Raw genomic sequence first — 11,810 nt, 5'->3', positions numbered from 1 at the left:
CCACCACTTGTATATTTCTTGCTAGGTCTGCAAACGATGAATGCTCCAGTCGCTTTAACACCTGAGTTATTAAACCAATTGACAGCCATTGTCGGTGAAAACCGCATTAAAACAGATGCTGCTAGTCTCGATGCCTGGGGCAGAGACTACACCAAGCATTTTGATCCAAATCCATCAGTCATCGTTTTTCCATCTAGCACAGAACAGGTGCAGGCGATTGTTAAATTTGCGAATGAACACAATATTGCCATCACGCCATCTGGCGGTCGTACCGGTTTATCTGCCGGTGCTGTGGCATCGAACGGTGAAATTGTCGTTAGCATGGACAAGATGAACCAGATTATTGAGTTCTTCCCTGCAGACCGTATGGTACGTGTGCAAGCGGGTGTAGTGACTGAACAATTGCAGAATTATGCTGAAGAACAGGGTATGTATTACCCGGTCGATTTTGCATCTTCAGGTTCTTCACAAATTGGCGGCAACATTGGTACCAACGCTGGCGGTATTAAAGTTATTAAATACGGCATGACCCGTAACTGGGTACTGGGTTTGACGGTTGTGACGGGTAAAGGTGATATCCTGCGCTTGAACAAAGGCATGATTAAAAATGCAACAGGTTATGCGTTACAGCATTTGTTTATTGGCGGTGAAGGTACTTTAGGTTTAGTCACTGAAGCTGAAATCAAGCTTGAGCGTCAACCGCATGACCTACAAGTGATGGTATTGGGTGTACCTGACTTTGATGCAATCATGCCGGTACTTCACGCATTCCAGAAGAAAATTGATTTAACTGCATTCGAATTCTTTGGTGAATTGGCCATGCAGAAAGTGCTGGATCATGGTCATGTGCAACGTCCATTTGAAACAGCTTGTCCTTTCTATGTCTTGCTTGAATTTGAAGCGCCGTATGAACCAATCATGGATGCTGCGATGGAAATCTTCGAGCATTGCATGGAAGAAGGTTGGGTGCTTGATGGCGTAATGAGCCAAAACCTGGATCAAGTGCATAGCTTATGGCGTTTACGTGAAGATATCTCTGAATCTATCGCGCCGTTCACACCATACAAAAATGACATTTCAGTGTTAATTACTCACGTTCCTGCATTTATTAAAGAAATTGATGCAATTGTGGAAGCGAATTACCCTGACTTTGAAATTTGCTGGTTCGGTCATATTGGTGACGGTAACTTGCACTTAAATATCTTGAAACCTGCTGATTTAAGTAAAGATGAATTCTTTGCCAAATGTCAGGTGGTGAATAAATATGTGTTCGAAACCGTGAAAAAATATGACGGTTCGATTTCTGCGGAACACGGTGTCGGTATGACTAAAAAGCCTTACCTAAATTACACCCGTTCTGAAGAAGAAATTGGCTACATGAAAGCCTTGAAACAGGTATTCGATCCAAACGGTATTATGAACCCAGGTAAATTATTCGATCTTTAATATTTGACCTGTAAGTTGTTTTACCGATGACTACATAACTGTTATCGAGTCAGAAAAAAAGGCATGGCATCATAGATGCAGTGCCTTTTTTTTTATGGGGGAAATTTCCCAATGTTACGTCTACTCTCTGCCTCAGTCATTTGTTTAGGGTTAATGTCGGGCTGTGCAACGACACAAAAATTAGCGTCTAAAGTGAATCTTGGTTCATCCGGTACGCCTTTGCAACAAGTCTTAAAAGAAAGACCTGATTTGCGTAAGAACTCGGCAACGGTTGAGATTCGTCAATATTTTAACAGTGCCGAGTCACCCACTGCTGCACAGGTAAAAGTGACTGAAACGGGTTTAAAAGATGATTCGGTTCGTTCGATTCGTACCACGTACAGTTTTAAAAATGTAGATGGTGACTGGAAGAAAACAGGTACGCAAACTGAGTATCAATGTATGCGCAGCAAAAATACCAAGTCTTTTCAAAAAGCAAAATGCTCTTAATAAATATTTGATTTATAGTTGAAAATTAGGCTGTAATGCCTCATAAAAAGCGTATCGATTGATGCGCTTTTTTGCGTTTGGGGATAAATAAAAATGAATATTTTAATTGTCGGCAATGGCTTTGATTTGTCACATTACTTGCCGACAAAGTATGACCATTTTATGGTAGCAATGCAGGCTATTGAAAATTGGGATGAGCCAAAAGAAGATATGGGATTTGATGATCTTTTTGGTTCGTTATATGAAAAAGAAGATTATTTTTTTGGTTATACCAAAGCGATGTATAAAACTGACGAAATTAAAATTTCTGGAGAACGAATTGAAAAGCTAAAAAAGCAATTAGAAGAAAATGTTTGGTATCAGTATTTTTCCGATCATGTTAAAGAGGTTAAAACTTGGATTGATTTTGAACTAAAAATAGAATAAGCACTAGAAGTAGTATGTAATTTTATGGAGGAAATAGAACTACATTTAGAAAAGAATAATTCCTTAGATAATATTTTGTCTTTATTGAAAAAGAGAGAAGGAAAAGAATATTACTTGAGCCAAAAAAATATAAGAATATTGGATTTACTAAAAATATTAGATGTGGAATATAGATTTGTAGATACTACCTATGGTGGAAAAATAGTTGACTACAATAGTAGTTGGAATAAAAGTTTTGAGAATAATTCTGAAAAATTTATAAAGAAATTTAAAGGGTATGATGAATATTCATACAAAGATGTTACAAGTTTTTTAAATAAATCTTTATTGGATTTTGGAGTTATTTTTACTAATTATTTAAATATTATAAATAATTTTAAAAATATAAATGAAAATTTATATGTTCCTATCTTGGATAATATAAACCAAGTCTATTCCTTTAATTATACTTCTACTTTTTCAAGATTATATAAGTCGAATATTGATTCTTACTTTTTACATGGAAAGATTGGTGATCAAAATGAAATTGTATTGGGTGTATCAGATCTAAATATTCAATTTTTACGTAAATTTGATTTATGGGGTTTTACTAAATATTGTCAAAAGCTCATTTTAAATACTGATTATAATTTTATTGAAGAATTTCTAATAGCTAATGAGAAAGTTCAGCAGGAAGTAGAGCTGACTAAAGATTTTTGGTTAAATCGTTCAGCAAATGGAACAGGATCTGTTAAATTGATTGGGCAGAAAATTCAAAAAGTCTTGGAAGATAATAGTTTAAATTTGATCTTTTTTGTCTGGGGGCATTCTTTAGATTATTCAGATAATATTTATATTAAAGAATTATTTTCTTTTAATGAGCCATACGATCAAAATGTAAGAATTGTAATCTATTATTTTAATAAACAAGCTAATTTTGATTTGCTTGCAAATTTGATTCATATTTTAGGAAAAGAAAAAGTTGAAAAATGGATGAAAAAAGAATGGCTTAAATTTGAAGAGAATCCGAATATTGCTGATATCAATGGAATCGAGCCTATAGAACTTTCAAAATTAGAACCAGCTTAATTTCTAACTTTTTATGGTGTCTGTTAAACTACACCTACTCAATCAAGTAGGTGTATTTGTTTGAGTATCCATCTTTGAAATCTAATTGTTTTATGAATGAAACATGATTTAAAAATCATTGTTTGAACCTTTTATTGCTTTATATATTTTTCAAAATTTAATTTAAATACTCAATGCTTGTCATTGGGCGAATACTGATCTCCCTAAAAATAGTGTTTAGCTCCGCAAGCCTATAACCATATGTAGAAAAACAATGCAAAAAGTTCAAACCGCCACCTTAAACCGTGCCACGCTTATGTTCCCATTGGCATTGGTTCTGTTTGAATTTTCCGTCTATATCGGCAACGACTTAGTCCAACCTGCCATGCTCGCCATTACCAAAGACTTTGGCGTAAGCAGTTCATGGGCACCATCTTCCATGTCCTTTTACCTGTTGGGTGGGGCATGTGTGGCTTGGTTGCTGGGTCCATTGTCCGACCGACTTGGACGAAAAAAAGTATTACTCGCTGGCGTCATATTTTTTGTGCTGTGCTGCTTACTGATTTTACTCACCCAAAATATTGAAAGCTTTTTAGCCCTGCGCTTTTTACAAGGGATTGGCTTAACAGTTATTTCCGCAGTCGGTTATGCTGCGATTCAGGAAACCTTTGAAGAACGTGATGCGATTAAAGTCATGGCGCTGATGGCAAATATTTCATTGCTTGCGCCATTACTGGGTCCTGTGGTCGGTGCATTTCTGATTGATCATATCTCTTGGCATTGGGGTTTTGTGGGTATCGCATTTTTGGCCTTTTTAAGCTGGTTTGGTCTAAAAGCCAAAATGCCGGACACGAAATTAAGCATTCCCAGACAGCCTATCAGTTATATTCTGGATGACTTTAAACAAGTCTATAAAAACAAACGCTTTTTAGGTATGACTTTGGCATTGCCGATGGTCAGTATGCCGCTGATGCTGTGGATTGCACTTTCACCTGTGATATTGGTGGAAGAGTTGGGCTTTAGCAGCATGCAATATGGCTTGGCGCAATTTCCGGTATTGGGAGGATTAATCCTCGGCAATATTGTGCTGATTAAAATTATCGACAAGCTGGCTTTGGGTAAATCAGTGCTGATCGGTTTGCCGATTATGTTGCTCGGAACAGTCGTTTTAATTGCAGGTGTAATTTGGCAGGATTATCTGATCTGGTGCCTAATTGCAGGCATGACCTTACTTAGCTTTGGTGAGGGGATTAGTTTTTCGGTGCTTTACCGTTTTGCGCTGATGTCTTCAGAAATATCTAAAGGAACAGTCGCAGCAGCTGTTTCGATGCTGTTGATGTTTAGTTTCTTTTTTATTATTGAACTGGTTCGGATCATGTATGAGCAATACCATTTGTGGGCATATAGCCTCGCGTGTTTTGTTTTAATCGCGCTTTGGTTTAGTTTCCCTCGAACGATGCTCAAAGAAATTTTAAAAGAACGTGTAGAGCAGGGAAGGTTTTAATAATCTGCGAGATGGGTTTTACTGTCTCATGGTGAGAGAGTTTGCAGAAAGGCACTTTGTATTTAACCCTCATCTGCTAAAAAGGAGATGAGGGTTAAAGATGAAAAGTAATATTTTATTCAGTGATCAGTTGCTCAAAAGCCTTTAATTTGCGATCGAAAACAAAAGTGCCAAACGGTAAAATTGATGCGATTAACCCCAGAATAAACATATAAATCGACCATTTCTGTTTTTCACATACTGTAAATAACACGATTAAAAACAGCATGAACAGTACGCCGTGCCCCATGCCGACATATTTCACCAAAATTGGATTGTCCAACATATATTTCATCGGCATCGCGATGAACAAAAGCAGCAGAAAGGAAATACCTTCCAAAAGACCGACAACACGTAAAGTTTGAATATTCATGGTCATGCTTAAATCAATGAGAATGAAGCATGAGTTTACTCAATATTGCAGCAGCGGTGAATGAAAAGATTAAATATATTTTAAAATATATCAAATACTTATAACCAACCATTTAACTCGGGTTATTTAATTTCCTGCTTCAGCAGTTGGCTGTGTAAATTAAGCAATTCAGGTAGCGTTTCCAGTAATAAGCTGATCTGTTTCAGTACTAGCAATAAATCTTGAGACAGATTTTCTTGCGTACTCATCTGTTTAATTTCCTGAAGCTTGGCCTGGATTTTATCTTCAGCTAAAGGCTGTTGCTGTAATAGTACGGCGAATAAAGTGTCTTTACACCACAGCATTAAATCCAGCACTTGAGCATCTTGAACCTGTTCACGGTGACTGCCCAAAGCCGAAACATAGCTCAATTGGCTATGGCTATAAACCAGATAGCGAAAGGCAGAATGAATCAACGCTTGGTCAGGATTCGGTTCAGTACTTAAACTGGAAATCATGCTCGACAGTTCAATTTGCGCGTTGTGCGCGGTGCGACGTGCTTGACGGTAATCCAGACTGTTATTTTTACCGAATTGGTATTGCTTCACCACCGCATCGAAATAGTCCAAAGTCGCTTGGTTACTTTTCTTGATGGTGCTGGAAATATTACGGAAATTCCAGTCTGGCCAGATAAAACTGACCGCAAACCATGCAATTAAGCAGCCTAAAAGGGTATCGACAATGCGCGGTAAAATAATGGCATAGCCTGCACCTTTTAAATTAAAGATTAGCAGAACCATTAAGGTTGCCATCAGTGTTGCCATGGCATATTTTTTGGAGCGTAGATAGAAAAAATACACGCCAGAAATAATGGTCAGAACCAGTTGTCCTTCAATACTCGGAACAAAATATAAAACTGGAATGCCCAAAATAACGCCTAAAATGGTGCCTAAAGTACGCAGTTTTAAGCGGCTTTTAGTAGCGAAATAACTGATCTGACAGACAAATAAACTGGTCAATAAAATCCAGTAACCATTTTTGGCGAATGGCATTAATGAGATGGCATAACCCACGGCAAAAACAAAGGCAATCCGTACCGCATGACGAAATAGCGCTGAATTAGGCGTGAGATGTTGTTTTAGTTTGAGCCATAAATCGGGCACATCATGAATATCATCATCCAGCAGATTTATATTTTCCTGATGCTGGAGATAGTTTTGACGATAATTATTTTGCTCATGACTTAAATTTAAAAATTGTTCCTGAATTTTTTTCAAATTGCGCAAAATCAGCAGCAGGTTTTTCACTTCCAGATTCTGCGGATTTTCTTCAATCCATAAATTAATCGAGTTTTCTAAATTGGCAATCGCAATATCTGTATCTGGATTGGACTGATAGGTTTGATGGGTCAGAATATCGTGCGCCAGTTTCTGACACGATAAAGCATGCAGTTTTACATTCTTTTGAATCCGGAAAATCAGGTCGGTACGGCTAAAATTTTTATGAATATTTTCATAATGTAGATAATTGGATGTTGCCTGTTCGTGAATGTCTTGCGCTAAAAAATAAAGATTTAGCCAGTAAATGGTATTTTTATTGGCACGAGAGGCTTTTAAACGGGTGAGTAAAGATGCCTTGGTGGTATTCAGGCTTTGTACCACTTCACTGTTTTTTAATGAAAGTTCATACAGTAGCGGCTCAATATTGTCGGTATTATCCGGGTCAAACAGACGGGCTTTAGCCAACAGTAATGCGGCAATGGCATTGAAATTGGCCGCTAAATTGTCTTGGACTGCTTGAGTCGGTTTGAGTAAATAAAAGATGATTGAAGTCAGTCCATACCACACCGCACCCAGTACAAAATAGCTCGGCTGCTGATACCATTCGCTGTATTCACCCAGTCCAAACATGGTGTAAATGGACAATAAAATGGTGCCAAAGGAAATGGTGGCATAACGCTGACCCAGTGCACCCATTAAAATAAATGCGGCACTCGACAACGATAAATACAGAATAAAAAGCAGTTTATAAGGATAGAGAAATTCAAGAATGCTACTGACGCCAAAAAACAGAATGCAGACATAGACCAGATTGCGTAAGCGAATACTCAGGCGATCATCAAAATCGGTCAGGGCAGTGGCAATAGCACCCAAGGTTACTGGAACAATTAAAGCTTCATAACCTAAAAACAGTAAGCCTAATGTGGTTCCAGTCAGGACAATAAAAATTTGGAAGCAATAGATCAGAATGGAATTGGATTTAAAGCGTTGAAGCAAATCTTTCAGGCTATTCACGATTCTTCTAAAGAGAAATTATTGTGGATACAGCGTGAACTTTTTTATTTGTCGTGTCAATTTATGATCGTTTTTAATTGCGGAACTTGTTTGATTTATTTCACAATTTATGCAGCTAAAAAGCAGACCTTGTGTCTGCTTTTTATTTATATTTTTGAAGGAATAATTATCGAATTAAGCCACAGGCAATACGATCTCCGCCACCACCTAAAGGTTTCGGTTGGTCGGAATAGTTATCACCACCGGCATGCACCATCACTGCCAAACCTTGAATATTGGCCAGTTTTAAACGTGGTGCTACTAAAGAGACCTTTGCATTACCTTGGGCATCAACATTTAATACAGGTAAATCCCCTAAATGACCGGTAATTGGAGTGCCGTGATGCGGTGCGTGATTCGGGTTGAAATGACCACCTGCAGCAATTGCCGCACCGATTTTTCCATCTTTTTCAGCAGGGTCACAGGAACCTTTTTCATGGATATGGAAACCGTGAGGTCCAGGTGGCAGTTCAGATAAATGAGTAACAATCACTAAACCGGCTGGGCTGTCTTTGAACTGGATGGTACCAATTGCTTTACCTACCCCTTGAGCGGATACAGCATGAACAGTGACTTGATTTTCATTGCTTGAAGATGAACTGGGCGAGTGAGTACATCCGACCAGGGCAAAGCCAGCAATGGCACAGAGCGTCGTTAATTTGAACAGTGAAGACAACATTGAGTTACATCCTTTTGTTTTATTATGACCTTGACCATTCAAACAAGGCATCGGATGTAATTCAATGTTGATTAAGTATTTGAATGTATGAGTTTCTTAAACTTGAAGCTTAGCTTTTATCTGGATTTGATTCGTTTTTATCATCATCAAGATCATAAGCCATGGTCGATTTCGGCATCATGAACGGACCAAATTCATTGGTTTCATGTAGCCATTCACGCCAAATCGCCAGCAACACTGCAAGAATCACCGGACCAATAAACAGACCGACCAGACCAAAACTCGCAATACCACCTAGAACCCCGAACATAATCAGCAGGAACGGAATTTGGGTGGCACCTGAAATCACCAGTGGACGAATCACATTATCCGAAGTACTGACAATACAGACACCCCAGACCATCACTCCAATGGCTTCCATGGTTTGCCCTTGTGAGAACAGCCATAATGCAACTGAACCGTAAGCAATTGGTGTTCCAAACGGAATCAGTGCCAATAAGAAGGTTACAATGGTCAGTACCATCGGGTTGGGTACACCGGCAACAAAATAACTTAAACCGGCTAATATTGCTTGCGCCACCGCGGTTAAACCGACCCCATACACTACAGCACGTGTCGTTTCAGAAATGGTATCTAAATAATGATGAATCCGTGGGCCAATAATCATTTCCAAGGCTTTGCTGACTTGGTTCAGAATGATTTGACCGTCACGGTAAAAAAAGAACAGTGACAATACGGCAAAACATAGCTTGACGATATTTTTACCAATTTCATTTAAAACGAAACGCCCGTAATTGAGATGACCCTGAATCCAACTGGAAACGGTTTGCACAATACTGTTCGGGTCAGTATTGATGTCATGTAAAGTACGGTTAATTTCCTTGCCTATAAACGGTAAGTCGCGAATAAATTGCGGAACATTTAAATGACCCGAGAACACCTGTTTTTGCAATTCATAATATAAATTTCGACCTTCATGTTGCAGCATGAAAATGCCAAAGGTCAGCGGAATACCAATCAGCAAAATGATTAGGCTGATCATGATGGTCGCACTCAGCGTGGCACGTGAGCCAGACTTGCGATAAATCCATTGATACCAGGGCCAGGTCATATAAGCAATAATGGCTGCCCAAAGTACAGGCACAATAAAATATTTGAGAACGTTCCAGCTCAAAAAAAGGAGGATGAAAAATAATCCAAATAATAATACTTTTTGTAATGTTGGCGCGTACTGTTGCACTGCATTCACTGATTTGTTTCTAAGGTCCATGCCATCTTAACTGAAAAAAAAGCTCGCGAAAATGAAAGCCGAGTAAGTTCTAGTGAATAATGAATAAACAAATCCAGTTTCTAGGCATGAAGACATAGCCTATATGAGGCTAAAACCATTTAGTCGGATCATCAATAATGGCATTTAAAACCGGCTGCCACTGATTTTGCATGCTTAAATAATTTTTTTGCGTTTTATCAAACACGGTTAGACCTTGCATCGCCAGCTGACTATAAGCCGTGCGTTCAGAAATCCAGGCGACAGGTTGCTGTTCAATTTTGTTGAAAAAATCCTGAATTTCTTTAGCGCTGGCACTATTGGCTTTAACGCGATTAGCTAAAAGCAAAATTTGTACTTTACCTTTACGAATACGTTTGATGTCTTGTAAATGTTTTAAGAAACGGCGCGTGCTGTCGATATCGAAAAATGAAGGTTGTAATGGGGTAATAATTGCATGCGCTTCACCAATCAGTTGTTCCGCATGTTCACCAGAAAGTGCCCCAGGCGCATCAATAATCAGATATTCTAAATTTTTAGGTACATTATCAATCGATTTTCCCGGACGCCAGTCCAGGCTTTGAATCGGGGCAGCATCTTCAGGGCGGTGTTTAAGCCATTGCAAAGTTGATTTTTGGTTGTCGGCATCGGCAAGTGCAACCCGATAACCTTTTTGTGCTAAAGCGGCAGCGAGGCTGATTGCGGTAATGGTTTTGCCACATCCACCTTTTTGATTTGCAATTAAGATTGTTTTCATGACCCTGACGATTTTATTCTGCTCCGCCCTAGCATATCATTGTTTGATGCGACGAATATGACACATGACAAAAGTCTTAAAGATACATGTGGCGGTACTTTTTTGGATTAGGAAAAAATAATGTCCATCTGGATGGCAATGTTGATTGGTGCGTGTATAGGGGTGGTGTTAACCACCCTGATTTTAAGCAATACCCGTAATGGACGGGTCAAAGCGGAATATGAACAATATATTGCCGAGCTAGAGTTAGAGCATCAACAGGCTTTAATCAGTGCGCAAAAGCGTAGTGTCAATACCAGTCGTGCGGTGTTAAAAGGCAAAATGGCAGAGCAGATGGCGCCGATTATGCCCGAGTTTCAATACTTGCCCAGTGATGCCAAATTCTTGGGAGATCCGGTCGATTACGTGGTATTTGATGGTTATACCGACTTACGCGATGGGGAAGGGCGAGCTGAAGATATTGAAGTGGTGCTGATTGATATTAAAAGTGGTGGGGCACGACTCACTAAAGGACAACAAGCCATTGCCCAAGCCATTCGTGATGGACGGGTGCGTTTTGAAACCGTTCGTATCGACTTTAATGATTAATATGGTGTAGCTAAACAATTTGCCCAGATTTAATCTGGGCAACAGACTTATTGAGCAAAGGGTTTGAGGCTGGGTGAATTTAACTTCTATGCTTTTTGAGCACGGGCAAAGAACATGCGACTGCCAATTTTGGGAATACCAGCCGCATCAAAATAATGTTGTTCTTTAAAGCTGAAATTTGCATCTAACAGGGCTTGTTCAATATTACGGTTTAAGTGACAGCCATCGGCCAAACGCTTTTGGATCGGAGTCAGTAAATTCTGTAAATGCTTAAGGGTAGGGTTGTCCTGATATTGAACATGCTCGACCAAATGCAAAGTACCGGTCGGTTTGATGACACGATGCAACTCATTTAAAGCCTGTGGTAAATGTTCAATACTGCATAAAGTCCAGGTACTGACAATATGCTCGATGCTATTATCCGCAAAAGGCAGCTTTTCTGCACTGGCCTGAACATGCTGGACATGTATCGCACTTTCATGCACGCGCTTGCTTGCCAGTTGATAAATATCTGCATTCGGTTCGAGTGCATATAGCGTATCGATATTTTGATAAAAAGGCAGATTCACTCCGGGACCAAAGCCAATTTCTAGAACTTCACCTGAAATCGGTAACAGTAATTCTCGACGTTGCTCCATCAGGCTAGGCGTTTGCATCACTTGATTGAGTAAATGCGGGAAAATATGCTGTTGATAAAATTTATAAATCATCGATCGCTTAATTTTTCTTGATATGTATTTAGCTTAATGGATATTTCAGTCAATTAATAAGACAAAAAAGTGACTGAATATATCTATATTGTTACCAAGTCCATATGGTGATTTAAGTTTCATGACTTAAGATAAGAGTTGAAAATAAAGAAATTCGTTTTTGAGGTACGCAG

General features: G+C 38.9%; 12 protein-coding genes. 6 read left to right on the top strand and 6 right to left on the bottom strand.

From position 1 onward, the window contains the following. Positions 1-36: 36 nt before the first annotated feature. From HLH14_RS01955 to craA, 5 genes are all read left to right on the top strand, one after another. Complete coding sequence (locus HLH14_RS01955; RefSeq protein ID WP_171532535.1) at positions 37-1,446, top strand: FAD-binding oxidoreductase; 1,410 nt, start codon at positions 37-39, stop codon at positions 1,444-1,446. Between the two features lie 111 nt (positions 1,447-1,557). Further along, positions 1,558-1,935: a hypothetical protein gene (locus tag HLH14_RS01950; protein WP_067726749.1), complete on the top strand. Its 378-nt coding sequence runs from the start codon at positions 1,558-1,560 to the stop codon at positions 1,933-1,935. Positions 1,936-2,028: 93 nt separating this feature from the next. Next, complete coding sequence (locus HLH14_RS15890) at positions 2,029-2,361, top strand: AbiH family protein (protein WP_235940449.1); 333 nt, start codon at positions 2,029-2,031, stop codon at positions 2,359-2,361. 24 nt (positions 2,362-2,385) lie between these two features. Next, complete coding sequence (locus HLH14_RS01945; RefSeq protein WP_235940448.1) at positions 2,386-3,429, top strand: AbiH family protein; 1,044 nt, start codon at positions 2,386-2,388, stop codon at positions 3,427-3,429. 253 nt (positions 3,430-3,682) lie between these two features. After that, positions 3,683-4,912: a chloramphenicol efflux MFS transporter CraA gene (gene craA, locus HLH14_RS01940; protein WP_171532534.1), complete on the top strand. Its 1,230-nt coding sequence runs from the start codon at positions 3,683-3,685 to the stop codon at positions 4,910-4,912. Positions 4,913-5,027: 115 nt separating this feature from the next. On the opposite strand, the gene HLH14_RS01935 is transcribed toward craA, so the two are convergent. The 5 genes from HLH14_RS01935 to HLH14_RS01915 form a co-directional block, all read right to left on the bottom strand. Beyond that, positions 5,028-5,324 (bottom strand): DUF3817 domain-containing protein, encoded by a 297-nt coding sequence (locus HLH14_RS01935; RefSeq protein WP_171532601.1) that lies wholly within the window; start codon positions 5,322-5,324, stop codon positions 5,028-5,030. Positions 5,325-5,446: 122 nt separating this feature from the next. Next, entirely contained in the window at positions 5,447-7,597 is a 2,151-nt protein-coding gene (gene yccS / locus HLH14_RS01930; RefSeq protein ID WP_171532533.1) for a YccS family putative transporter, read from the bottom strand. A 166-nt stretch (positions 7,598-7,763) separates the two neighbouring features. Then, on the bottom strand, positions 7,764-8,315 hold the full coding sequence (sodC, locus tag HLH14_RS01925) for a superoxide dismutase family protein (protein WP_171532532.1): 552 nt from the start codon (positions 8,313-8,315) through the stop codon (positions 7,764-7,766). A 109-nt stretch (positions 8,316-8,424) separates the two neighbouring features. Next, positions 8,425-9,555 (bottom strand): AI-2E family transporter, encoded by a 1,131-nt coding sequence (locus HLH14_RS01920; RefSeq protein WP_171532600.1) that lies wholly within the window; start codon positions 9,553-9,555, stop codon positions 8,425-8,427. Positions 9,556-9,694: 139 nt separating this feature from the next. Continuing rightward, positions 9,695-10,339: a ParA family protein gene (locus HLH14_RS01915; protein WP_067726737.1), complete on the bottom strand. Its 645-nt coding sequence runs from the start codon at positions 10,337-10,339 to the stop codon at positions 9,695-9,697. A 120-nt stretch (positions 10,340-10,459) separates the two neighbouring features. Here HLH14_RS01915 and HLH14_RS01910 point away from each other — a divergent pair, with 120 nt between their 5' ends. Further along, the gene (locus HLH14_RS01910) at positions 10,460-10,927 is read left to right on the top strand and encodes a Holliday junction resolvase-like protein (RefSeq protein ID WP_067726735.1); all 468 of its coding nucleotides are present in this window, start codon (positions 10,460-10,462) and stop codon (positions 10,925-10,927) included. Positions 10,928-11,013: 86 nt separating this feature from the next. On the opposite strand, the gene HLH14_RS01905 is transcribed toward HLH14_RS01910, so the two are convergent. Next, the gene (locus tag HLH14_RS01905) at positions 11,014-11,637 is read right to left on the bottom strand and encodes a class I SAM-dependent methyltransferase (RefSeq protein ID WP_171532531.1); all 624 of its coding nucleotides are present in this window, start codon (positions 11,635-11,637) and stop codon (positions 11,014-11,016) included. Positions 11,638-11,810 lie beyond the last annotated feature (173 nt).

Origin of the sequence: Acinetobacter terrae (genome assembly GCF_013004375.1) — a bacterium.
In the GTDB taxonomy this organism is placed as follows: Bacteria; Pseudomonadota; Gammaproteobacteria; order Pseudomonadales; family Moraxellaceae; genus Acinetobacter; species Acinetobacter terrae.
This window is presented reverse-complemented; position numbering and strand designations above follow the sequence as displayed.

Coding starts and splice junctions, on each gene's coding strand:
- HLH14_RS01935 (WP_171532601.1), bottom strand. CDS start 5,324: ATGAATATTCAAACTTTACGTGTTGTCGGTCTTTTGGAAGGTATTTCC.
- HLH14_RS01905 (WP_171532531.1), bottom strand. CDS start 11,637: ATGATTTATAAATTTTATCAACAGCATATTTTCCCGCATTTACTCAAT.
- HLH14_RS01955 (WP_171532535.1), top strand. CDS start 37: ATGAATGCTCCAGTCGCTTTAACACCTGAGTTATTAAACCAATTGACA.
- craA (WP_171532534.1), top strand. CDS start 3,683: ATGCAAAAAGTTCAAACCGCCACCTTAAACCGTGCCACGCTTATGTTC.
- HLH14_RS01915 (WP_067726737.1), bottom strand. CDS start 10,339: ATGAAAACAATCTTAATTGCAAATCAAAAAGGTGGATGTGGCAAAACC.
- HLH14_RS01910 (WP_067726735.1), top strand. CDS start 10,460: ATGTCCATCTGGATGGCAATGTTGATTGGTGCGTGTATAGGGGTGGTG.
- sodC (WP_171532532.1), bottom strand. CDS start 8,315: ATGTTGTCTTCACTGTTCAAATTAACGACGCTCTGTGCCATTGCTGGC.
- HLH14_RS01950 (WP_067726749.1), top strand. CDS start 1,558: ATGTTACGTCTACTCTCTGCCTCAGTCATTTGTTTAGGGTTAATGTCG.
- HLH14_RS15890 (WP_235940449.1), top strand. CDS start 2,029: ATGAATATTTTAATTGTCGGCAATGGCTTTGATTTGTCACATTACTTG.
- HLH14_RS01945 (WP_235940448.1), top strand. CDS start 2,386: ATGGAGGAAATAGAACTACATTTAGAAAAGAATAATTCCTTAGATAAT.